The organism is Candidatus Zixiibacteriota bacterium, assembly GCA_036397555.1.
Classification (GTDB): domain Bacteria; phylum Zixibacteria; class MSB-5A5; order WJJR01; family WJJR01; genus DATKYL01.
In genome coordinates this window covers 1-25,075 of sequence record DASWIS010000003.1, presented here as the reverse complement: position 1 = coordinate 25,075, position 25,075 = coordinate 1, and the positions used below count along the sequence as shown (strand labels likewise).

Genomic DNA, 25,075 nt, shown 5'->3' with positions numbered 1-25,075 from the left:
ATCCGACAGACAATGCGCGAAGTCGTACATCGGATAGATGCACCAGTCATTGCCGGTGCGCTGATGCGCGGCGTGCTTGATGCGATAGACCGCCGGGTCGCGCATGTTGATGTTGCCGGAGGCCATGTCGATTTTCGCCCGCAGGACGCGTGAACCATCGGGAAACTCCCCAGCGCGCATGCGCGCGAACAAATCGAGATTCTCATCAACCGAACGGTTGCGGTACGGACTTTCGCGTCCGGTCTCAGTCAGTGTCCCGCGAAATTCGCGGATCTGATCGACCGAGAGATCGTCGACGTACGCCTTGCCGTCTTTGATCAACTCCACGGCGAAATCATATAGCTGCGCGAAGTAGTCGGACGCGTGATAGAGACGCTCCTGCCAGTCGAAGCCGAGCCAGCGGACATCGTCTTCGATCGCTTCAAAGTATTCCTGCTCTTCCTTGACCGGGTTGGTGTCGTCGAAGCGCAGGTTGGTCGTGCCGCCGAATTCGGCGGCGACGCCGAAGTTCAGGCAGATCGACTTGGCGTGACCGATGTGCAGATAGCCGTTGGGTTCCGGCGGAAAACGCGTCGCCACCCGGCCGTCGTACTTTCCCGACGCCGTGTCCTCGGCCACGATGGCACGGATGAAATCGGGACCCGGCTGGGTGTGGCCGCTGCGTTTGTCTTCCGTCACAAATGCCGCCTCGGCGTATCGGCTGCTGCGACTGTGCCGAACTTGTTCCAGCCGCCCTGCAATCCGACGGTCAGCCGCGGGGTGAGGTAGTGTTGGTAGCTGCCGCCGAAGTACACGCCGGTTTCGGCGCTCTTTTTCAACAGGTCACTGCTGGGCAGCGCAGCACCGAGCTGGACTGTCACTTCTTCGCGGGGCAGTGAACCATTGTCGGCGTTACCGACAGTCGGAATCGCCGTCATTACGAGATACAGGATAGCTGCGAGCTTTCTCATCTAAGGCCTCCGACCTATGAACGACAGTTTGTCCGAACGGGAACGATTTGACGTCGGTATTGATAGCGGTCAAGATGTGCCCCTGCCAAGCGGGAAAGTGTGTTCACGGGATGGGCTCCTTCCCGATGCCGGTCGGGATTCCCTCTTGCGAGAATCCCAACACAGACAAATCATCACAGCGGGGACCGGGACAATCGGTCGAGAATGGAGGGTCCGACGATGCCATTGAAAAGTTTCGCCGCGCCGTGGGTTTCCATGACCCGTCGCAAGCTGCTCGGCTCGATGATGCTGGGGACCGGCGCGCTGTTGACGGGCATCGGCCTGAACAGTGCCGGGGCGCAGGCAACTGCCAGAGGGCGCTTCCTGCTGGACAAAGTACCGAATCTGCCCAGGGGCCTGGAGGAGGCGGTGCGATTCCCACTGATCGAAGCCCTGGCGGGACGTCGTGCCAGACGGTTCTCGGTCGGCTCGGAGATTCCCGATGGGCCACTGGCATACAGGTCCGAGCAAGCCGCCATGCCGTTATCCGATCTGGAGCAGATGCTCGTGTTAACCGCGACAGGCGGGAACACCGGCTGGCATCACATGATTTACCGTCACAAGAAGTATGCGCCTCACCTGTCCAACTACTCCATGGCGGCTGGAGGCCGGACATTTCCTTCGGCGGCGGGGTTCCACACCAGCGAGCTGTTTTACACCGACGACAACGGCGTTTACTTCTTCCCGACCCGCGATGCACCGTCGATGGTCGACGGCAACGGTGCGCCGATCGAGCTGGCGGCGTGGCTGGGCGCACACAGAGGACGGATACGGAAGCTGTCCGACGGGCGGCTCAACCTCCCGCCGGAAGAACCCTACATGGAAGGACACAATACCTGGTGCGTGAACCGTCCCGGCTCGACGGTCGTTTTTCCGGTGGCCGACGTGGCGCAGCATTGTATCGGCATTCTTTGTTTCCTCGTCCAAAACGGCTACTGCATCTACGACGACATCCACAACGAACGGATCGCCGGACTGACGAAATTCTCCGGTCTCGTCGACATTGAGAATCCGTATCCGCTCAGCTTCATCGACCGTTATACGATCACCGAAGTGACCGCCGAGCTGGCGACATCTTGCTACGCCGGAATGCTGATGTTGCAGTCGATGGGATTGGGGGGCTGGATGTTCGACGGGGTCGATCCGCACTCGGTGTTGGGCGCCAGCGGCAACCCCGATGTGCCGGGCCTGGGATTCCGCTTCGACACCGACGAGCGCTGGGCGCTGCCGAACATCACCGGACGCGACGGCGTCTTTGCGGCGCATTGCCCGCCGCACTTCGGCGACATGCGCGGGGCGGTCGAATCGGTCGTGCAGCGCAAGTTCGGCCCCGGCGGGCCATTCCACCGCGAAACCCCCGGACCGTGGAAGGACAACCCGAAGGTCCGCTCCAGCGCACAGCTTCACAATGAAGAATTCAAGGAGTGCGTCGCCACGATGGCGCAATTCGTCTATGACCGCTTCGGCAGGTTCCCGGCGACGATGCCGCCGGTGTTTCACCTGATGTATTTGCAGGCGCATCATCTGGATTTGGGTTTCTACGATCACCACTTCCAGCCGGGCGCGTATCTGGAGACCCACAAGCGCCATATGGAATTGTGGCATTCATAGCCGATCGATCGGACGCGCTGGCAGAGGCAACAGCCGAAGCGTCGGCTTGGGATTGGATCGTGCCGGGCGGCGGAGCGTCAGCCGGGCCGGTCGGCTTCGAACACCATCGTCTCGAATCGGTTGATATCCTCATCGCCGACGTTGGCGCCGTGCGATTCCAAACCGCGCAGATTCGGATCGGCCGATTCACCGATGCCGACGCGTCTGATCCCGACAAACCCGGCCTCGGCCAGAATCCGCGACAACAGTTCGGCGTCGTACAGGAATTGGTGCCCCCAGTTTCGGAAGGCATTGTTGATAACTAAGGTCGGATGGTACCGGGTGCCGTCCAGGTAACGGTCGGTTATCCAGCGAATGTACCGGTCCTGCATGGCATTCCGTTGCGGACTGCACAATCCGAGTATGACCTCGAGATCCGGCGTGGCAATGCGCATTGTTGCACCGGGTTTCATGACCCGATGGCACTCCCGCAGCAGATGGCGGCCGTGGCGATAGGACAGATGTTCGATCAGATGTTCGCTGAAGACAAAGTCGAATGTGGCATCGGCAAACGGGAATCGACGCGTCACGTTCTGATAGACAATCGTGCGGTCGATCGGCTCACGATCGGTTGACAACCATCCGGGCATGTGGGAGCCGCCCGTTCCCAGTTGAAGCTTGCGTGTCGTATGCCGTCGCAGATAGCGGCGCCGGGCGACAGGAGCATACAACCGATACTGCACGCTGCGCGCCCGTCTGAGGCGGCGCACGAAGCGCACCAGCCACGGGAACCGCTTCAGTGATCCGCGCAGGTCCACGCCCGCAAAGACGTCAGTGCGACGGCGGAAAAACAGTTGCGTTTCCCGCTGCGGCCTCGTGATCGGTCGGCCATTGTCTGGATCGGGTATCGACCGGGACCGTTTACTCGTAGCGCAGCGCGTCGATCGGATCCAGCCGGGAGGCCTTGCGCGCGGGCCAAACACCGAAGAAGACACCGACCGCGGCGCTGAATCCGACGGCAATGACGATCGCTTCCATGGAAATGAGCGTCTGCCATCCCTGCAGGAGTGTAATCGCCCGCGATGAGGCGATCCCGAAGAGAACCCCGATCAACCCGCCCATCAGCGACAGCGTGACCGCTTCAGCCAGAAACTGCAACAGAACGCTTCGCCGCGTAGCTCCGAGCGCCTTGCGCACGCCGATTTCACGCGTCCGTTCGGTCACCGATACGAGCATGATGTTCATGATGCCGATGCCGCCGACGATCAGACTGATCGCCGCAATCCCCGCCAGCAGGAAGCCCATTGTTCGATTGGCCTCGGATCGCGCTTCGAGAAACTCCGAACGGTCGAGGATGCGAAAATCGTTTTCCTGACCGGGACGCAGATGATGTTGGCTGCGCAGCGTGGTCTCGATATCCAGCAGGGCCATACTCATCGAGTCGGGAGCGACCAATTGCACCGTCAAAGAACGCAGACGGTCACTGTACTCGCGCCCGAAGATGCGCTGCCGTCCCGTGTTGAACGGAATGTAGATCGTTTCGTCCGGGTCCGGCCCGGGCTGCTCGCCCTTGCGTTGCGTTGTTCCGATGACCTCGAATCGAACTCCGGCGATCGATACTTCGTGCCCGACGATATCCAGTGCCGTGCTGCCCAGATACCCCGGCACCTCCCACCCGAGGATCGCGACTCGCCGATTGGCGGCGTCATCCTGGTCGGTAAAGAAGCGTCCATACTCCGGGATCAGACGCGTGATCTCAGAAAAATCCGCGGTCGTGGCCATGATGTCGACGTTGGCGTTCTCGCCGCCGAACTTTACCTGCCGTTCGCCGGTCATCAACGGCACAACGGCCTTCAGCGTGCGGGCGCGCGCGCGCAACGCCTCGACGTCGTCCATCGTCAGCGGCGCCATCCCGGCCTGGGCGATGCCGCGCCAGATGTTGTGCCCCGGGTAGATCGTGAGGATATCGGTACCCAGCGCATCCAGTTGCGCTTGCACCGCCATGCGGGCGCCGTTGCCCAATGCGACCATCGTAATCACCGCGCCGACGCCGATCACCATGCCCAGTGTCGTGAGCATCGAACGCAACTTGTTGGCGCGGATGGCCGCGAGGGCAATGCGAACGATTTCGAACAGCAACATCAGCGGTTTCCGGTCGAGAGCGGCCCGCCCGCGCGCTGGCGCGCGCGGTCCTGCCAACTCTGCTGCGACTCGATCAGCCCGGCGGTCGGCAATATCAGGATGGTGTCCTCAACCGATAGACCGTCGAGCACCGCAACGTGCAAGAAGTCGGTCAGCCCGGTGTGCACCGTGACCCCCTGCGCTTGACCGTTGCGTAAGGTCAGCACGGCATATGTGCCGCCGAAGTGAGATGAATGGTCCGAGTCGGCGCGTTCGCCGCCGCCATCTTCGCCATGCTGCTCGGGTGAACGTCCCCCATCGCCGCCCTGCGGACGCGATCCCTCGTCGTGGCGGGCGCGGCCGCCCGATTCGGTGCCGAGTTGCTCCTCGACGATCTCTGCCGTCAACCCGACGAGTGGCGCGATGGTTTTGAGATCGTCCGGTGTCCGTAGCGCCGCATTGGGAATCGTGAGAGCATCGTGGATCGAGCCGATAAGAATGTCCACCTCGGCATTCATGCCGGGTCGCAGCAGATTGCTTTCGTTGGCGATGCGAATGATCGCCGGAAACATCGTGACATTTTGATCGATGATCGCTTCGGCGCCGATGCGCAGCACATCGCCGCGGAATGTCCGGTTCGAATACGCCTCGACCTGAATCGTCACCGGCATGCCGGGGCGGGCTTTGCCGATATCGCGTTCGTTGACCAGCGCCCGCACCTGCACCGTATCGAGATTGGCCATGCGCATCAGAACGGAACCGCCGCTGATGTCGCGGCTGGCCGACGTGATGACCGTGCCCAACTCGACATTCTTGCTGAGAATGGTCCCCGCCGACGGCGCGCGGACTTCGGTTTCCTCGTAGGCGATCTTGGCGTCTTCCAGCGCGCTCTGTGCGCGCACCAACACGGCATAGGCGGCCGCCTGCGCCAGACGCGCATCGTCATATTCCTGTTCGGTGATCGATTGTGCGGCGAAGAGCTCCTCGGCGCGGCGCAACCGTGACTCGGCATTCTCCAGTTCGGCCACGGCCACGACCGAGTCGGCCTCGGCCTGCGTTACCGCGTTTCGCGGAAAACGCGGATCGACACGCACCAACATTTCTCCGGCGCGGACTTCGTCTCCCTCCTCCACAAAGACGCCGATGATCTCACCGGATGCCTTGGATTTGACCTCGACGACCTTGATCGGCTCGACGACACCGGCAGCATTGGCCGAGACTACGATATCACGCACCGTGACCGTGACCTGCCGATAGACCGGCTCCTCGACCGGCTTCTCGCAGCCGGGTGTGAATGTCGCCAATAAACTGATGGCAGCGAGGATTGCGGTCTGAGCTTGACTCGTACGGATCATGGGGCTGGCGCACCGGCAGGGAGTGAAGCGCTGTGAAGGTTTTACGTCGAAGTGCGGTGGATGGTTGGCATAATCGGATGTCCTGTCCTATAACCGCCCCCGCAGCGAGCCGGCCTGAGATTTTTCGCATCCCTCTTTGGTGTTTCGGTGATTCCTGCGCGCCCATGTCATCGCTCGTTACGCCGACGACGACCTCAGTTGTTCTCTGGATGTTGGCCGTCGACGGCTGCGGCCGAGAGCGTCGATTTCGATGTCGAGCTGGCCCCGTCGCCGGATGGAAGCGCGACCGTTTTTCGCTGGAGCAACAGCATGAGTGGAGGTTGCGTTCACGCCGCGATTCGGCCGTCGAAATGGGGGTCGTGTTGCATCTCGAACGGCGAAGGGGACCGTGGAAGAGCGGAAGCTTCGGCTCGAAGAGCAGACGCGCGGTCGCGCGCCGACCACGATAGCGCACAGGCGCCATAGAATGCCACCAACCCATCGCGGCCGTCAAGGTCGCGAGCCGACGTCAACATACCCTCCGCCGTGTCATGGTCACCGAGTGCGGCCGCCGCCATACTGGCGATAATGCGGGGGTAGGGATCCAGCGGGTCATCAACCGTCAGTTGCATCGACAGCGCCTGCGCGCGTTGGAAGCATTGGCCGGCCTTCGGGGTTTCCCCGGACAACAGATGGGCAATGCCGCGATAGTACGATGAGAGGAATTCGAAATTGTCATCCCCACGGCTTCGGTCCAATACCGACAGTGCCGAGCTGCAGTTGCCGTCGTACAACTCGAGAATCGCCAGGTCAACGGGCGCGTTCGGATCCCCGTGATAGTCCATCGACCGATTGAAGTCGCGTCGCGCGTTGGCGAATTGCCCCAAGGCCCTGCTCGCCATCGCCCGCTCGTAGTAGGCGCGCCCGAACTTGCGATTGGCGCGAATCGCCTCCTCACTGATGGATATGCTCTTCTCGTATTCCTTCTTGTAGTAATAGACGCGCGTCAGCAAAAGCAGAAGATCCAAGTCATTCGCGGCAATCTCGAGGGCCGACGCCACGACTTTCTCTGCGGCGTCGAGGTCGTGCGCCTCGACTTCGCACCAGCCTAGGGACTGGTATCCCGGCAGGAAGCCCGGCGCCTGCGTGATCGTATGCGTGAAGTGCGCGCGCGCCGCCGGGTAGTCACGGCGGTTCATGCAAATCCGCCCCAGTGATCGGGATGCCTCATAACATCGGGGATCCAATTCGAGGGCGAGCCGGCAGTGTTCCTCGGCGTTGGCCAGTTGCCCGGTGGAGCGATCGAAATACGACATGTAACAGAAGATGAGCACATCGGCGAGCCCGACGTGGGCGAGTGTCAGCTTCGGGTCGTGACGCAGCGCCGCTTCAAACTCGTCCTGCGCCCACTCCATCTCCTCCTTCGATGTTCCCCGGTAGTATTCCATGCCGCGTTCGTAATGCACAAGCGCCTCGCGCGACAGCGACTTCGCGCGATCGTGCCAGCCCGTCGGACGAACCGCCGAACGAAACGCTTCTTCCATTTCGGCGACGGATTCGTAGCGCGCGGATTTCTCCATACTCAGCGCGCGCAGCAGGACCGCTTCGAGCGTCTTGGGAATTTCCGGAAAACGGAATGCGGGCGGGCGCGGCGGACCGCTGAAAATCGCGTACTGATACGGAAAGTCGTCGCCAAACTCGTAGGCGTGGGCGCCGGTCGTCATCAGGTAGATCACCGCCGCGATCGAATACACATCCGAGGAGGTTGCCAGGTCCTCACCCAGGACATGCTCCGGCGATGCAAAGCCCGGCGTGATGCCGACGACATCGGACGCATGGCCGGTATGGCGGGCGAAGCCGAAGTCCACGAGTTTCGGTGTGAGACTCTTGGTCATGAGCACATTATTCGGCGAGATGTCGCCGTGGACGATCCCGTTCCGGTGCGCTTCGGCCAGGCCGGAGATGATGCCGGCGGCGATGGAAAGGCACTGTTCCCAGTCGTTGATTCCATCCTTCAGCATCCCGCCCAGCGTGGGGCCATCGACCAATTCCATGAAAATGAAACCGTCGGTTTCGTTGACATCGTGGATGACCGCGACATTGGGGTGTTTGATCTGCGCGGCCATCCGCGCTTCCTGCAACGCGATAGACACATCCATGTCCGTGGGAATCCGATCCTGCTCGAGAACTTTCAACGCCCAGTGTGTCTGCAGCTTCTTATGGAAGACCCGGTAGACCGATGCCACCCCCCCTTCGCCGAGGCGATGGCCCAGCTCGAAATGATCGGGCAGGCGGGACGCGATCTCTTCGGGAGTCACACGGGCAATTTACATTCTTGCCGGAATCGAGGGCAGGTATTATGTTGGGCGTGTATGAGTTGACAGATCGGCGGGTATCGCCCGCTAACGACCGATATACATTAAAACAAGAGAGCCAAACCCTCGCGGCCGCCGACTCGGCCGGGTCAATCGGCCGCCTGCGAACAGACAACAATGCCGCAGTGCTCGACGATTGATCGGGCGGCTGGGATGCGCACGTGAGGCGGAAGGGCTTGGAGTTGTCGTACTGCAATCGGCACACTCCGAGCCCACGAGCCCGAGGCGGCCCTTCTCGTCGGTGTCGCGTTCCGCTCCCGGCAATTCGGCGACTGTATTCCTGCAATCCTTGCTTGCCCTGAGCGGAGCGAATGGGCGACGATGAGGCATACGTGCGTGGAGCAGGCATCCCTTAGCCCACATCCAAAAACGTCGGAATGAGGATCGGCGCTCCGAATCGTCGGCGAGGCCGAAACGTCGTACTTGCTACTTGGGCAGTTGGCGGTATATAATGTGCATTGGGTCAGGTATCCATTGGGCAAGACTTATTAGGAATCCGTCGCCGGTCACGACATGACGGACAATCCACGATTTCGTCCAACAACGAACGCAGTGAGGCAACGTCAATGATCGTGCATCGCACGAATCCGGATGGGCAAACCGTCGGTCGATGGTTGCTGCTCAGCTTCCTTTTGGCAGTGCTGATCGCCATTCCCGCCGTCGTCACGGGGGGAAACGATGACCACAACGCGGCAACTCGGGTCGTTGGGTCGGGCGGTTCATCGCAGACCGGTTCCCCCGGAGACCTGCAATTGACATTCACGATTCCCTCGATGTCAGTGGGTCGGGGGGAGACGGACACCATCGGGATTTTCATCTCCAATGAGATGGTGCTCGATGGCATCGTCGTCCCACTCGTGCTTCGCGCACAAACACCGGGGTCGTATGTCAGCTTTATGGAATACGTTCTGCCGCCGGGAAGTCGTCTGACAACGCGGTTGAATTCGTTCGTCGTGAACTCCACGCATCCGACAGAGGACGGATTGTGCAAGGAAGAACAAGCAGGCGGATTTTCTGGAGTGGTGCCCGCCGATTACAACTCACCCGATGCGGCCCTGTTCGTGGCGATCGGCAGTTCTGAGTCGCAGCAATTGAATCCGGGGGATGATTTGCTCTCGGGGATACCGTCACTCGGCCTGGAGTTTACGGCCACCGGACAGCCCGGCACGTTCCTGGTCGATACCACGTGTACCGATCCGGGCAACCACCTGACGGGTTCGCTGACGGCGCCCACAACCGAATACATCCCCGATTTTTTCGCGGGCATCGTCACCATTCTCCCAACCAGCAACATCACGGTCACCAATACCGACGATGACGGTCCGGGATCGCTGCGCGACGCGATCGAGTTTGCCAACAACTTGTTCGGCCCCGACACGATCAGAGTCGAAGTCGACGGAACGCTCATGCTCGATTCGCCTCTTCCAGCGCTCAGCGATGCCACCGGCGGCACGGCCATCTTCGGTTCGCTTGGGGCATTCAATCAGAAGTCCGCTGAAGTCGAGAGCGGATTCATCCTGGACGGGAACGGCTTGATCAGCGGATCGGGAGTCGTCATCACGACATCGGACAATCTGGTGCAGGATCTGACGATTCGAAACTTTCCTGAGCACGGCGTATTGGTCTCGGGCGGGACATCGCAGTCGAATACGATTGCGCGCAACCTTATCTACGGAAACGGCGGACAGAGCATCGCGCTGGATGACGACGGCGTCACGATCAACGACCCCGGCGATGCCGACGCCGGTCCCAATGACCTGCTGAATTATCCGGTCATTTCGTCGATCGAGCAGGTAGCCCCAAACACATTTGATATCTTCGGCGCGGCCGAACCCTCCGCGACCGTCGAACTCTACATTGCCCAAAAACAGCCGAGCTTGACACTCATCGAGGATCCGTCGCACCACGGACCCGCTTACGAGTTTCTTGGTTCTGCAGTCGCCGATGGATTGGGCGAGTTTGAGCTGCTTGGCGTCGTGGCGCCTGAGTGGTCCCTGATCACCGCAACGGCGACCGATCTGGCCGGGAACACATCCGAGATGGGCCGCAACAAAGCGCTGACGCTGGACCCGCTTTACATCACCGGGTACTCGGATCCCGTGCCCCCAAAGCATGGATCCCAATCCGGGACGGAGCAGAGAACATCCGGATTGCAACTCGACCCGCTCGGCCCGCTGCAGGTCTACCTGATCGGCCCGGCTGATTCAACAGGCGAGTCCGACTCCATCGGTGTCGGATTTAATTCATACGGTACACAGGGAGAGTATGACAGTCTGACCGATTACAGCGACCCGCCGGATGGAACCCCGGATCATCGCATCACAGTGCGCTCTCCCGACAGCGGGGCCTACCTGATTGGGTACAAGCTCACGGGTGAACCGGGAGACTATCTGACCGGGATCGGGGTCAATGGGCACCAGGAGCATCAGTCGGTGCTCTCGTTCCCGACCGAAAACGCCACTGTGGAAGAAGACGTCGACCACTCAGCGCCGCGCGCGGGCGAGGATGCCGACGGCGCATCGCCGATCGAGTCCATCCCATTCTATTACGCCGGTGAGACCGGTTCATTCTTCGACACGTACTACGAGGTGTGTCAGACGGGCACGCCCGGCTCGCCGGATGTTGTCTTCGTCTACACTCCATCAGCCGATGAGGTGGTGGAGATTTCGCTGTGCAGCGGGGACTTCGACGTTCAGCTTTACCTATACGAGAACACGGTCGAACAGGGTGCGCCTTTCGCCTGCAGCAGCGACCCCTGCAACCAGAACAAGGCCGCGCCCGCAACATCGCTGACGGTGGCACTGACCGCAGGGAACAACTACTACATCGTCGTCGACGGCTCTGGGGCGGAGTCGGGCAGTTATGTGCTGGCAGCCGATGTCCCCGATTGCGCGTGCGACTGCTTCGCCGACCCGGTCTGCAATACCGTGGTCGACGTGTTCGATGTGGTCAAGTCAGTCGACGTCGCCTTCCGCGCCGGCGCCGCGGTCATCGACCCGAATCCCGCGTGTCCGCGAGAGGACACCGACGTGACCTGCGACGCCGTGACCAATGTCTTCGATGTGGTCAAGTTCGTCGATGTCGCGTTCCGTTCCGCAAACCCGGCTACGGTGTTTTGCAATCCTTGCTTGCCCTGAGCGACTCATACCGAGCGCAACGGCGGGAAGCAAACGGGCGCGCCTGACCGAGTAACGCCACGGGCTGTGCATTCGCAGCCCGTGGGACCTTGGAAATTGTCCCCCATCCACTGAGAGTGGTCTGATCGCGGCTTTTGCCGAGAGGCACTGCGGGGTCGTGTAGCCCCAAATCGCCGGATGGCGGCGCTAGCGCACCACGAGAACTGTCAAAATCATCAAAACCGTCTCCCGGATCACCGGCTCAACGCCCACGTCGCATGACATGACAGATTCCCGGGCACGGCTGACACTTTCTGACGCCGGCGGCTTGCGAGGGAGAACTTTGTCGATAGATTCCTGTGGTACCTCATGGCGGAGGAGTTGAGATGCTTCGCGCACTGTCCAAATCCCACCTGAGAGTGTTGCGTGTCGGATTCGAGACGATGACCGGGGAGCGGCATCAGAGACCGGAGGTTGTATGTCCACGACAGTGAAGTCTCCCGAGCCCAAAAGAGTCGGCGGCGCACGGCTGACGGGACGTCAATTGCTTGATTCCGCACGATACAACAGGGGCACGGCTTTTACATGTCCGGAGCGCAGACAATTCGATTTGTTGGGGCTGCTGCCGTACCGCGTGCGGCCGATCGCAGAGCAAGTGGCGCTGGAGTTGGAACATGTTCGCGCGAAGCAGAAGGACCTCGAAAAATTCATCGGCTTGCTCGCGCTCAAGGACCGCAATGAAACACTCTTCTATCGCGTGCTGGTCGAAAACCTTCCGGAATTGATGCCGATCGTTTACACGCCGACCGTCGGCAAAGCGTGTCAGCAGTTCAGCCACATCTTCAGACGGCCGAGCGGAGTCTGGATTACCCCCGATGACATCGACCGCATCCCGGAAATCCTCGTGAACGCGGCCGAAAACGAAACACGTCTGATTGTCGTCACAGACAATGAACGAATCCTCGGCCTGGGGGACCAGGGCGCCGGTGGAATCGGCATACCGTGCGGCAAGGTGGCACTCTACTGCGCGGCCGCGGGCATTCACCCATCCAACTGTCTGCCCATCAGTCTGGACATCGGAACCAACAACTCGGCGTTGCTGGAAGACCCCTACTACCTCGGATTTCCCAAACGCCGCCTGATGGGCGACGCGTATGTCGAATTCATCGAGCGGTTCGTCGAGGGCGTCCGCCAAACAAGTCCGCGCGCGCTCATTCAATGGGAGGATTTCAAGAAGGAGCATGCGCTTTCGATTCTCGACCGTTATCGGAGCCGGATCCCAAGCTTTAACGACGACATCCAGGGCACCGCGGCGGTGGCCGTAGCCGGCCTGCTTTCCGCGTTGAGAATCACCCACGGGCGGCTGTCGGAGCAGCGGATTGTCTTCGCCGGAACAGGCGCGGCCGGAGTGGGAATCGGACGGCTGGTCCGGGCGGCGATGCTGGAGTCGGGAGGCAATGAGGACAGCGTCCGTCGCTCGCTGGTTTACGTCGACAGCCGCGGACTGGTTCACGAGCGCGCGCAGATCAGCGAGCCCTACAAACAGCAGGTGGCGATGACCGGCGACGTCATGGCCGCGTACGGTTTCGCAGACAGCGGTCCATTTGATTTGCTGACCGTCGTGGCGAAGGTTAAGCCGACCGTCTTGATCGGCACCTCGACGATTGCGGGACTGTTTTCGGAATCCGTCGTTCGAGAGATGACCAAACATGTCGATCGTCCGATCATCTTCCCTCTCAGCAATCCGACCGCGCTGACAGAATGCACGCCCGCGGAGGCGCTGCGCTGGACCGACGGACGCGCGCTGATTGCCACGGGCAGTCCGTTCGAACCGGTCTCCTTCGGAGGGCGCGTGCACGAAGTCAGCCAGGGGAATAATGTCTTCGTCTTTCCGGGAGTCGGCCTGGGTTGCATCCTCAGTGAGGCCCGGGAAGTGCGCGATGAGATGTTTCTAGCCGCGGCCCACGCGTTGGCCGATTCCGTGACCCCCCCCATGCTTGAACGCGGAGGGGTATATCCCAGCGTCAACGAATTGCGCGCGGTCAGCGCCCGGGTCGCCGCCGCCGTCATTCGCAAGGCGCGTGATTTGGCATTGGGCCGCGCCATACCCGATGATGCGATCGATCGGTTGATCGCAGAATCGATGTGGTACCCCGACTATCCGCAACCTTCCGCTGCCGAACAGTCACCGCCGCGTTTCTGAGCGCGCTGTTTCGCTTGGCGGCAGGAGCTGTGAGCCGGTTCTGCAAGCGGCGCGTGCATGCCTCAATGGGGAATGCAGTACTCCGGTCGGCGGATCGCATTGATCCGCCTTCCGATTGACGACGTCATTAATGATCCGAACCGATTGAACCATCGGTTCGTACGGTGTATCGTGTCGTAGCGAATGAGAGATCAATACGCGCGGTTGAAATGTTGACCCTCTGGCTCATCGTTCACACCGCCTGGGTCGTCTGGATGATTCTGGGAGTCTTCCTCGCCGTCCTGGCGTACCGCAAGCCCCGCCTCTGGCGGATGCCCGTGTTTCGAACCGCGCACCTGATCGGGCTGTTGGCCACAGCGACAGTTCCGCTCTGGAGCGACGGCATCTGCCCGATTACCGATTGGGAGTGGGCGGCCGATCAGCGCGCCCCCGGCGAGGCCGAGGGGTTTCTGGTTCGGGCAATCCGCGCAACGCTGTATCTCGACGTGGCGCCGTGGATTCTCTCCATCGTCACTGCGGTCGTGGCGATGTATTGCGTCGTCGTCTATGTCCTTTACCCACCCTGGCACAAACCCGTTCGCCGCACTGCGACGGTCGAAAATTGACGCTTAGACGCCCAAGCCCCGTTCCCGCGGCCCCAGGCGGACCGTGCGGGCATCAGCAACAAAAACGGGGAGCGTCAGCCGACGCTCCCCGTTGCATTAGAACTCTCTGAGTCGAAGTGTGATTACTTCTTGCGCGTGTAAGTCAACTCCATCGACTTCTCATCGGTGCCATCAGGCATGACATTGAACATCGCGAAAGTAAAGCTGTCGTCGCTGATGACAGTGACCACTTCCTTCACCTTCTTGCCTTTCACTCCGGACATTGGATCATCGAAGGTGCCGGTCGAGGTCATGCTCTTGCCGTCCGCCGCGCAGGTGCCCTCGCTCTTGTAGATGCCGCTGCTCAGGTTGTCGATCCACGTGCTGGCATGCTTCTCCGCGAAAATGTCGTAGGCCATGACGCCATGGCCGACGAACTCCCGGCCCATCATCTCCGAGGTGTAATCCTGCGTGATGTACAACCCGTTGTACATCGACTTGAACACGGCCGTCCCGGTCGACATCATCGGCTCGCCGGGGCCCATCCAGAACTTGCCGGCGACATCCCAAGACCCGACCATCTTCGCCATGTGCTTGTGGTGATCGCCGGGCGTGTAGAACTTGGCATACTCGGCCATCATTTTTTCCATGTCCGCGGCGCTCGGCTCGCCCTCCTGCTGGGCCACCACGGGCACGGCACTTCCTATCGCCAGCGCGAACACGATCGCTCCGGCGATTAGCTTGCGTTGCAACATCTTTGTCTCCTTTCGATGTTCATCTACCAGACCATTACCCTTCTTAACCGAATTCTATACCCTGCGATGGTGTCATATCAGAAGAAAATTGGGTCGTGTCAGACCGGGAAGACGCCCGGATATGCATAATCGGACTTCGATAGTCAAGACCTCTGGTGGCGATCGCCAACAAAATGATCCGACCGGCTTGACCGGATCCATTGGGAGAGCGTAACTTACAGGACCAAAAGAAGATGGGCGAACGCGTCCAATCGCCCATCCGAATACGCTCGATCTGACTTTTCCAAGGAGTCGCTCCGATGACACCGAAAGCACAGGAATCACTCGACCAACTCAAAAAAATCTCGCGAGAGATTTCGATCCTCGGCACCTGCGGGGCGCTCTTGGGCTGGGACGAACGCACTCATATGCCCCCCGGTGGCGCCGAGTTTCGTGCCGAGCAGTCGGGGTACCTGGCCGGACTGACCCACAAGCGCCTCGTCGATCCGCGCATCGGCGAACTGCTGGAGGCGCTGCGTGCCGACGGGCTCGGCAACGGCAATTACAGCCCCGAGGCGGCAATCGTCCGCGAGATCGGCCGCGCCTACGATCGCGCCACCAAGATCCCGCAGTCATTGGTCGAGGAAATTACGAAGTGCGCATCATTGGGCGAGACCGCCTGGGCCAAGGCACGCAAACAGTCGGACTATTCGATCTTCAAGCCGTGGCTCACCAAAATGATCGGCCTCAAAAAGCAGGAAGCCGAGGCCGTCGGATACGAAGACGATCCCTACGATGCGCTGCTCGACGATTTCGAGCCGGGCGCCACGGTCAAGGCAATCGAGGCGGCGTTCACGCCTCTCCGCGTCGAATTGGTCAAGCTGCTCGACAAGATCAAAAACTCCCAACGCAAGCCCGATGTCGGCATTCTCGATCGCCGCTACCCGGTCGACAAACAGGAAGACTTCGGACGCCTCGCCGCCAAAGCGATCGGCTTCGACTTCGAGCGCGGACGGCTCGATGTCACGGTGCATCCGTTCTGCACCGGCATCGGTCCCGGCGACACGCGCATCACGACGCGTTACCACGAAACCAATTTCACCGGCTCATTCTTCGGCATCCTGCATGAGTCCGGGCACGGCATCTACGATCAGGGGCTCAATCGCCAGGAATTCGGCAATCCGCTGGGCGATGCGATCTCGCTGGGCATCCACGAATCGCAGTCGCGCATGTGGGAAAACCAGGTCGGCCGTTCGCGCGCCTTCTGGGAGTATTTCTATCCCACCGCGCAGAAGCATTTCCCCGAAGCGTTGGGCAATGTCTCGCTCGATGCCTTCTATTTCGCGATCAACGATGTCCGTCCGTCGTTCATCCGCACCGAGTCCGACGAAGCGACCTACAATCTGCACATCATGCTGCGATTCGAAATGGAGCGCGCGATCTTCTCCGGCGATCTGACGGTCGACGATGTCCCCGCTGTCTGGAACGAGAAGTTCACATCCTACTTTGGCATCACACCCTCGAAGGATTCCGACGGCTGCCTGCAGGATGTCCACTGGAGCGCCGGCCTGATCGGCTACTTCCCGACCTACACGTTGGGCAATCTCTACTCGGCACAGTTCTTCGCGCAGGCGAAGAAAGATGTGGGCGATATGTACGCGATGTTTCGCCGTGGCGAGTTCGCGCCGCTGAAGAAATGGCTCAACGACAACATCCACCACCACGGCCAGCGCTACCGCGCCGACGAACTGGTCCAGCGCGTCACCGGCAAACCACTCAGCCACGAAGCCCTGCTCGCCTACATGACCGAAAAGTTCGGGAAGTTGTATAGCTTTGCGTGATTGGCTCACCACCGCCCGTAGGGGCGTGATTCATCACGCCAGTAGACATCTTGCGATCTCACCCTCTCCCTTTTAATGGAGAGGGAAGGGTGCGACCTTCGCGCGATTGCAGGATTGAAAACCATGAACCGGAAATCCGTGAGACTCTGTCAAGATGATTGACACAGCTAATCGCTTTAGTGTTAGTTGAGCAATCGGGAGAAAATCACGATGAATACGCGAAGACGACTCATCTGTGCGATTCATTGCGCCGTCATTCTATCGCTTGTTTACTCTTACGCGAGCGCAAACGTCAAAAGCAAGTCGGATCAATCCAAAGCCCGCATAGCGCCCGCAGGAAGCCGCGCTGTCGCACGAACCCAAGCTGTGGAGTTGGCCCGCGCAGTGCGTCACCAATTGAAGGCAATCGGGTGGACAATGCCCACGAAGGCCGCATCACAAACCGTCCTTCCAGCCAGCGCGCTTTGGTCGCTACCGCTGCCCCAGCCTTCACAAGTGAAAGGCGTTGTCGGATCGCCAGACCCACGTACAGGATGGCATGTTCGCTGGAATGAGAGCAATGGCACGCCCTCATATGTCACTGGCGCGGGGCTTTCGCAGCCAGCGCCGAATCAGCAGAGAGCGACGTCGATAGAGGACAGAACGATCCAATTCCTCGCAGCAAATCGTGAGATTTTCAAAATTGATGACCCAGAGGAAGAATTGATCGTCAAGGAGACCATTCCGGACAAGCTCGGTATGTATCATGTTGTATTGGAGCAACAGTATCTTGGTGTCCCCTATTGGGCGAACAACTTGGTCGCCCACTATAATCAAAAAGGAGATCTGTACTGTCTGAACGCGCGTTATTCCCCGACGCCGAAACAGATAGGAACGGTTACGCCGTCAATGGCCGCTGAGGCCGCGGTAGGAATCGCAATGCGCGACTTGGCCAGCTTGGTCGAGATCGAGGCATTCTCTCCGCCTATAACATTGCTTCTCAACTACGAAAACCCAATTGCGACACTCTACATCTGGAGCCTGTACGAAAGCGATGATCCACGGCTGGTGTGGCATGTGGAAATCCGGCCAAACATATCCCAATGGTGGTATTACTTCGTCGATGCGCAAACTGGAGAGGTTCTTGAGAAATACAATAACGCGCAGGCGGATGGCCCCGTGACTGGTAGCGGTATCGATCTCTTCGGCGTGAACCGTACGCTCAATCTTTATCAGGGTCCGTCTCAATACTATATGATCGACGCGTCCCGCCCAATGTGGCCGTCCATGCAGCTAGATCCTATCGGAAATCCGCAGGGCGCATTGGTCACCGTCAACCTATCCGGGGTTGATCTGGGGCATGGACCGTTGTTTCATGTTACATCCGTAAACAACACTTGGTCCGACCCCACAACCGTCTCAGCCCACTACAACATGGGGCTGACGTTCGAGTATTTTCTGAACGACCATGGTCGTCTCGCAATCGATGGAAATGGAAGCAGAGTTACCTCCGTTGTACACGCCACGCAGAATTCACAGCCGATGGATAACGCCTTCTGGAATGGAGTGTTCATGGTTTACGGCGACGGTGGAGTAACTTTCGGACCTCTTGCGAAAGCGTTGGATGTCGCGGCGCATGAAATGGCACATGGCGTCAACGAGCACACTGTGAAACTTGAATACAAGTTTGAATCAGGTGCTCTCAATGAATCGTTTTCGGACGTATATGGAGCACTTGTGGACGATGCCGATTGGTTGATTGGTGAGGACATTACAGTGGGAAATCCATCAGGAGCGCTGCGTAATATGGCAGATCCCCATAACGGCGGCGCAAGCTTCGGCGATCCCGGATGGCAGCCAGCCAACATGGGAGAATATGTGTCACTTCCGTTGGAAATCGACAATGGGGGCGTGCATGTCAACAGCGGGATTCCAAACAAAGCGGCCTACCTCATTGGGAATGCCATAGGACGAGAGAAACTTGGGCAGATTTACTATCGCATTCAATCGCAGCGCTACCTCAATCAGCAGTCCAATTTCTGCGACATGCGCGCTGCCGCAATCCAGTCATCGACGGACCTCTTCGGCAACCCATCATCTGAAGTGGACGCAGTCGAGGCGGCGTTTGATGCAGTGGGCATCCTCACAGACTGCGGAGGGTTGCCACCGCCTCCGCCCCCGGCTTATCCCATGGGACAGGATTGGATCGCCTTCATTGCCACTGACTGGTCCCTTTGGAAGGCGCGGCCCGTCATCTCGGGCCCCGAAGATATCGTTCCGATTACAGCCACCAAACTCAATGCCCTGAGCGGGAAACCTCTCGATGTAGGGTACGCGGCCGACGCGGTTTTGATGTATGTGACTGAGGCCTTTAACCTACGGCTTGTGGCACCCGATGGATCGGGAGAAACAGAGATCCCCTCGGATGTCGACTGGTGGTCGCTCGCCGTATCGCCCGACTTCACCAAGGTAGCGCTCACCGCCCGCGAAGCGGACAGTTTGATCTGGATTATCGATCTTCTCGACGAAGAAAACAGTGGGGTAGTGCACCTCTATAGCCCAACAACGCAGAGTGGGTTGAACGCCTATACTACCCTTTACGCCGACGTCATGGATTGGGACCCCTCGGGAAGCGTGCTGCTGTATGATGCCTTGAACTCCGTCCAGCTCTCTGGAGGTGTGAATCAGGAATATTGGGAGCTAAACGCACTCGATGCATCAACAGGGACGATCATTCGACTTTTTCCGCCCCAACCATTCGGAGTCAACATCGGAAACCCGGAGTTCGCGCAAAGCAGCAGTGTTGTGTTTGCCTTCGACTACTTTGACGAGCTCTTCTGCACGAATGATATTATGGCCGTAAACATCTATACCGGGCAGATGGAAACAGTGCTGCTGAACGGTTGCGACCCATGGGGCGATCCCAATCTTGGATTCCCTCGTTTTGCTCCGGATGGGCGAGCATTGGCATTTCAGTGGATTGACCCGTCAGGCATGCCGATCATCTGGCAGGCGCCGTTGGACGAGTCCCTTTTACAGGTTTCGGGGCCTCTGGACATATACTTGAATAGCGCCCAAAGACCGTTGTGGTTCGGCGCTAATCTCGCGCTGGGTGTTGAGGATGATCAATCGTCTCCGGCGATTCCGCGGCAATTTTCCCTCCGCCAAAACTATCCGAATCCGTTCAATGCCGCCACGGTCGTACCATTCGACGTGGCGGTGTGGGCACGTGTTCAACTAACAGTTCATGACATCCTGGGTCGCCACGTCGCAACGCTCGTGGATGAGCAGAAGAATCCAGGGACGTACCAGTTGGAATGGACAGCATTGTCGGAACATGGCGAAATGCTACCAAGTGGCGTTTATTTTCTCACGATAAATGTCGAAGGTCAGAGGCAAACTAGGCAGATGGTTCTATTGAAATGATAACATGCTTTGGAGCGGCCAAGTGGCCCTGACCGCTTTTGTCTTTGGTCAGGGCTTGCCTAACTCACCCTAACCGACAAACCGCCCACTTTAGCCACATAAAGAAAGTGGACGTGACTCGATCAGCACTACCGTCACCCGCGCGGCAACCAGCGCCCCACACGTTTACAGTAGTCGGTGTACTCAGCACCAAATGCGCCGCGCAAATGCGGCTCTTCATACAGTATGACAAAGAGATGAAATGCAACGGCGACGGTCGCCCAATAGATCAGAATCGACCGCGTCTGATACAACACAACCCACCCCGCGATGATCGTCAGCACGCCGACATACATCGGGTTGCGCGCGTATCGATATAGCCCGCGCACGACCAGCCGCTTGGGTGCATCAATCGGCGCCGGTGTCGCGCGCCCGAATACGGCGAACGCCCCCACACTCCAGAGCAGAACTGAGCCGCCTGCGGCGAAAAGACAGCAGGCGACAGCGAGCCACGCGCCTGGCTGGACGCTCTGCCCGCGTGTGATCCACAGCGGGACGTAGACGGCCACCGATCCCGGGACCGCGAGTACGAAGAGCAGATTCTTGAAATAGAGCATGGCGTGAGTTACCTCTCCGCACGGTGGCCCTGCCCGTCCGCCGGAGGCGGACAAGCCTTTGGTCCCCAATACGGGATCGACACCAGGAATTTCGTAACTCACCTCAATCAGCGCACCGCGCCACCCTGCACCATGTCGGTCGCCCGGAGACTGCTGGTCCTGCTATGGGATGTCTCACCGATTTCGCGCAACATTCAGGGCATCCGATTTTCTCTCACAGCCGGAACTGGTTCATGTCCGACCGTCGCCGTTTGCGAGCGCATCCGCACGTAACCGTCAACCGCAACGCACGCGGCCAGACTGACGCCGTACGCCACGATATCAAACGGATCAAAACGGCCGCGTGTAATTGCCAGTATTGTCCCGCTAAGATCGAATGCCTGACAGATCTCCCACACCGTTCCGACGAGAAAGACAAATAGAGCGGTGAACACGGGTGACGGTGTCGGTTTGTAGATGCGGTTGAGAAGCGTCGCACGCAAACGGAGCGCCCCATACAACCAAATCGGTCCGGCGATATCGGCGAGGTAGTTCGTCAGAAATCCTCCCCGCACTCCTCCCATCTGCAGAGCTACGGCAAAGATCGCCACGGCGAATCCTCCGTAGTACAGCCGTAGCAGCAGTCTGCGCTCGGAGTCCGAACGCGGGACTGTGTTGTCGGGTCGACTCTCATCCCGATGTGCGCGTCGAAAGCTCCAGAAGGACTTCGAAACAACCGTCATGTTGCCTTCTATGTAACCGGGGCGTCCCTTGAATGGGACGCCCCGGTTGTGTCGACGATATGTCGTATCAGACGATCATAGACACGGATCGCAGAACAACACGTTCGGATCACCGCTGCGGAACGCGACATCGACGAAGAGCACCACGTCGAAGACATTGGTCACGTTGTCGCAAGTCACGTCGGTGTCCTCACGCGGGCACGCCGGGTTCGGATCGATGATCGGCGCGCCGGCACGGAACGCCACATCGACCGCGAGCACGACATCGAACACGTCGACAATCACCAAATCGCACTGCGGATTGCCGAAGCAGTCGCAGGCGCACAGCGCCAAAGGCGGCGGGATCGCCGGTTTGATGATGTTGATCCACACCGAGTCGTCCGGCTGCGACAGTCCGATGCGATCGACACGATACCAAACCGTCTCGCCGAGCTTCAGCGGACCGAGGAACTTCAACAGCAGGTAATCGCCCAATGAGACCTCGGTGTCGCCGTTGATGTCGCGGTAGTCCTCGACGCTGACATAGTAGAGGATGCGGACATACTCCGTATCGACGAGACCGGAATCGGCATCGGGACGGCGCCACTCGGTCAGGACGAATTCGCCCTGCTGCAGCCAGTGGATTTCATCCCAGATCAGAAGCGGCGACACCGGTTGATGCCAGTTGTCGAACTCGAACGCCTCGGTCGTGTCGTCACCCAGCGGGATGCCGAAGTACGATTCGATCCACGCATAGTCAAGACTGTCGAGCACCAGCTTCATGCAGTCGGGCGTGTCATCCGGTGGCGGTTGGCACGTCGGCCAGCCATCGCAGGTCGGACTGAATGTGCACGTCGGAGAACCGTCGCACGTCAGCGATTCACCGCAGGTCACGGCTCCGGGACATGTCGAGGTGCCCTGACAGCTTGGGGTACCGCCGCAAGTGAGGGTCCCGTCATCGCAGGTCGGCACCCCGTTGCAGGTCGGCCAGCCGCCGCAGGTGGGCGTCAGATCGCACGTGGCCGTGCGATCACAAGTGGCCACGCCGGTGCAGGTGATCGACAATCCGCACGTCGCATTACCGGTGCATGTGTGTCCGCCCAGACACGTCGCGGTACCCGGACAGGTTCCCGTGCCCGGACAGGTGCCGAACTGCGGACAGGTCGCCGCCTGACAGGATGCATTCGGCGGACAGGTAGCCCAGCCGTTGCAAGTGAGGCCGAGCGGGCCGCACGTGTTGTTCGGGGCGCAACTGGCCGCATCCAGACACGTCGGTCCACCCGGGACCGTCGGCGGCGGACAATCCATGATCGCGCAGGTCGGCGTTCCTGCGCAACTCGCCCAGCCCGAGCTGGTGATATGACACGCCGGATCACCGACGCAACTGAAGGCACCGAAGTACGTTGGGCAGCTCCACGCCGGACAGGTATGGAACCCGAACATCGTCGGCAGGATACAGGTCGAATCATACGGGAAGCAGGTCGACCATCCCGGCGATGTCGGGCAGATCGGCCCACCCGGACAGCTCGGACCGGCATCGGTGGTCACGCACGAGAGAATCCCACAGGTGTATGATCCCTCGACCGTGGGGCAGAGCGCCCCCACACAACTGGGCATGGCGATCGAGGTGGGGCAATCCCCAAAGGGCACGCAACTGACGTTGCCGTTCACCGTCGGAGTGTTCGGACACAATCCGGGAACGCAGCTGGGACCGAAGCACGAGGTCAGCACACATGTCGCGCTGCCGTCGATTGTCGGCTCCGACGGGCAGGTCGGCGTGCCGTCGCACGTCGACGTGCCTTGGCAAGTCTCAGAACCGATGCACGTGGAGTTTCCGGCGCCGCAGGTCGCAGTTCCCTGGCACGAAGGATAATACTGGCATGTGTAGTTGGGCGAACATGTGGCCGAGGATCCGTAACATGTCGCCTCAGCGGTGCAGGTCACCGACTGACACGTCTGGATCGCCGCGCAACTCGCATCGATGCAGGTGTAGGAACCGGCGCACGTCGATGTGCCGTGGCACGACGGATAACCGGCGCTGGTGGGATCGCCGCACTCCGGTCCCTGGTAGGTCGGCGGCGGTTCACACCCGTACCCTTCGTGGCATGTTTCCCCGCCACGGCAGGTGGGAGAGCCGATGCACGTGTACGCTTCGCTGCACGTCGTCGTACCGGCACAACTCGGATAGTAATCGCAACTGGGGTTCCCCGAACAGGTCGCATCGCTCCCGGCGCACGTGTTCTCCGCAGTACAAGTGACCGAATGGCAGGTTTCGATGGCCGCGCAGGTCGATCCGCCGATGCACGTATACGACCCCTCGCACGTGGACGCGCCGATGCACGACGGCGAACCCGGGCACGTCGGGCTGCCCGGACACGATAGATCGCCCGGGCACGTCAGGGAGGTCGCCATGGTCGGACCCGGCGAACACGGGCAGCCGCCCGCAGTCCCCGGGACATCGCGCAACGCGTTGGGGACACATTCCCCGGTCCAGGTCCACTGCATACAGACGTTGCCGACCTGCGTGTTAAACGACGTCGCGCACGTTCCGTTCACGCAGGTGCACATCGAGCCGGCGCGCACATCCCCGACACAGACCCCCAACCGGGCTTGTTCACCGGCCGGCCCGCTGATGCAGGTCAACTGATAAATACACTCGCACTCGGCCGGCTCGGTCGGCGTGTGGAAAACATAGCAGATCCACGCTATCGGTCCCTCTTCGGCCGTCGCGCCCTTGCGGTACAGCGGCACCGGCGGGTGGCTCGGCGGGGTACGAAACGTCGTGCCATAGGGCGGCAGTGTGCCGCTGATCGGCCCGGATTCCACGCGGATGGGATCGATGCTGACCAACTGCAGCGAGACCAGTTCAATCTCCACTTCCACGAACACATCAAAGAAACTGTTATTGGCGAACTGGAAATTGCCGCCAGGATCGGCGACCACGCCGTCGATCTGCCCCAATGACGGCATCGTCATGCTCTGCGACACGTTGATCGGCCCCAGGATCGGATGGATGCTGCGCAGCTCAAGCTGAACGATCTCGATCGGGATGGGCTCGCCGGTCGTGTACGGCGGCGCATCACGGCGCACCCGCGTTGGACCGTCCAGATTAGTCGGCGGCACCGGCTCCAGACAGGGATTGTCCGGATCGACGATCAGACAGATCTCGGCGACTGACTCGAAGATGTCGTCGACCGTCGTAGGACTGTCGCCGAGGATCATGGTCGCACCATACTGTCCGGGACTTGAGCAGGGGGCGCCTTCAAATTGCTGGTGCCCGACAAACAGTGCCAGCGTGCTGCCGCCCTGACCCGGCCCAATGACGACCCAGACGTAGACCGTGTCGCATTCGTCGCCGGCGCCGACGGCCACAACGCCGATGTCGGGACTACTGCATCCCTCCGGATCATTGGGATCGTACAGAGTAAAGTCGAGAATGTACGCGTTAAACGGAAAATCGGCCGTCACACAGAATGTGATGCTGTC

16 protein-coding genes are annotated in these 25,075 nt (G+C 60.0%); 6 read left to right on the top strand and 10 right to left on the bottom strand.

All coding sequences use genetic code 11. The features are described 5' to 3' along the window. The coding region (locus tag VGB22_01045; protein ID HEX9749862.1) for a glutamate--tRNA ligase family protein at positions 1-678 on the bottom strand (678 nt) is incomplete at its 3' end. Beyond that, positions 675-950 carry a hypothetical protein gene (locus tag VGB22_01040; protein HEX9749861.1) on the bottom strand — a complete coding sequence of 92 codons (276 nt, stop codon included), beginning with the start codon at positions 948-950 and terminating at the stop codon, positions 675-677. The genes VGB22_01045 and VGB22_01040, both read right to left, overlap by 4 nt. Before the next feature lie 219 nt (positions 951-1,169). Between VGB22_01040 and VGB22_01035 the strand changes: the two genes are divergently transcribed. After that, complete coding sequence (locus VGB22_01035) at positions 1,170-2,600, top strand: hypothetical protein (protein HEX9749860.1); 1,431 nt, start codon at positions 1,170-1,172, stop codon at positions 2,598-2,600. 77 nt (positions 2,601-2,677) lie between these two features. On the opposite strand, the gene VGB22_01030 is transcribed toward VGB22_01035, so the two are convergent. The 4 genes from VGB22_01030 to VGB22_01015 all read right to left on the bottom strand — a co-directional run bounded on the left by VGB22_01030 (position 2,678) and on the right by VGB22_01015 (position 8,352). Beyond that, positions 2,678-3,397: a methyltransferase domain-containing protein gene (locus tag VGB22_01030; protein ID HEX9749859.1), complete on the bottom strand. Its 720-nt coding sequence runs from the start codon at positions 3,395-3,397 to the stop codon at positions 2,678-2,680. A gap of 103 nt (positions 3,398-3,500) precedes the next feature. After that, a complete protein-coding gene (locus tag VGB22_01025; GenBank protein HEX9749858.1) occupies positions 3,501-4,721 on the bottom strand; it encodes an ABC transporter permease in 1,221 nt (406 codons plus the stop codon). Beyond that, positions 4,721-6,055: an efflux RND transporter periplasmic adaptor subunit gene (locus VGB22_01020; protein ID HEX9749857.1), complete on the bottom strand. Its 1,335-nt coding sequence runs from the start codon at positions 6,053-6,055 to the stop codon at positions 4,721-4,723. Before VGB22_01020 ends, VGB22_01025 begins: the two co-directional genes overlap by 1 nt. Before the next feature lie 326 nt (positions 6,056-6,381). Next, the gene (locus VGB22_01015) at positions 6,382-8,352 is read right to left on the bottom strand and encodes a protein kinase (GenBank protein HEX9749856.1); all 1,971 of its coding nucleotides are present in this window, start codon (positions 8,350-8,352) and stop codon (positions 6,382-6,384) included. A gap of 623 nt (positions 8,353-8,975) precedes the next feature. On the opposite strand from VGB22_01015, the gene VGB22_01010 reads away from it, so the two are divergent. The 3 genes from VGB22_01010 (at position 8,976) to VGB22_01000 (ending at position 14,333) form a co-directional block, all read left to right on the top strand. Further along, positions 8,976-11,546 (top strand): hypothetical protein, encoded by a 2,571-nt coding sequence (locus VGB22_01010; GenBank protein HEX9749855.1) that lies wholly within the window; start codon positions 8,976-8,978, stop codon positions 11,544-11,546. Positions 11,547-12,003: 457 nt separating this feature from the next. Next, positions 12,004-13,728, top strand: coding sequence for an NAD-dependent malic enzyme (locus VGB22_01005; GenBank protein HEX9749854.1), 1,725 nt, complete (start codon positions 12,004-12,006; stop codon positions 13,726-13,728). Positions 13,729-13,937: 209 nt separating this feature from the next. Next, on the top strand, positions 13,938-14,333 hold the full coding sequence (locus VGB22_01000) for a DUF2784 family protein (GenBank protein ID HEX9749853.1): 396 nt from the start codon (positions 13,938-13,940) through the stop codon (positions 14,331-14,333). 122 nt (positions 14,334-14,455) lie between these two features. Here VGB22_01000 and VGB22_00995 read toward each other — a convergent pair whose 3' ends face one another. Then, positions 14,456-15,067, bottom strand: a complete 612-nt coding sequence (locus tag VGB22_00995) for a DUF1579 domain-containing protein (protein HEX9749852.1) — start codon at positions 15,065-15,067, stop codon at positions 14,456-14,458. Between the two features lie 299 nt (positions 15,068-15,366). On the opposite strand from VGB22_00995, the gene VGB22_00990 reads away from it, so the two are divergent. Next, positions 15,367-16,887 carry a carboxypeptidase M32 gene (locus tag VGB22_00990; protein HEX9749851.1) on the top strand — a complete coding sequence of 507 codons (1,521 nt, stop codon included), beginning with the start codon at positions 15,367-15,369 and terminating at the stop codon, positions 16,885-16,887. A 417-nt stretch (positions 16,888-17,304) separates the two neighbouring features. Continuing rightward, positions 17,305-20,292, top strand: coding sequence for a M4 family metallopeptidase (locus VGB22_00985; protein ID HEX9749850.1), 2,988 nt, complete (start codon positions 17,305-17,307; stop codon positions 20,290-20,292). Between the two features lie 134 nt (positions 20,293-20,426). Here the strand turns inward: VGB22_00985 and VGB22_00980 are convergent, their stop codons facing one another. The 3 genes from VGB22_00980 to VGB22_00970 form a co-directional block, all read right to left on the bottom strand. Next, positions 20,427-20,888, bottom strand: coding sequence for an isoprenylcysteine carboxylmethyltransferase family protein (locus VGB22_00980; protein ID HEX9749849.1), 462 nt, complete (start codon positions 20,886-20,888; stop codon positions 20,427-20,429). 194 nt (positions 20,889-21,082) lie between these two features. Beyond that, on the bottom strand, positions 21,083-21,610 hold the full coding sequence (locus VGB22_00975) for a hypothetical protein (protein ID HEX9749848.1): 528 nt from the start codon (positions 21,608-21,610) through the stop codon (positions 21,083-21,085). 75 nt (positions 21,611-21,685) lie between these two features. Then, positions 21,686-25,075, bottom strand: a 3,390-nt coding sequence (locus VGB22_00970; GenBank protein HEX9749847.1) for a hypothetical protein, incomplete at its 5' end; no start/stop codon positions are given.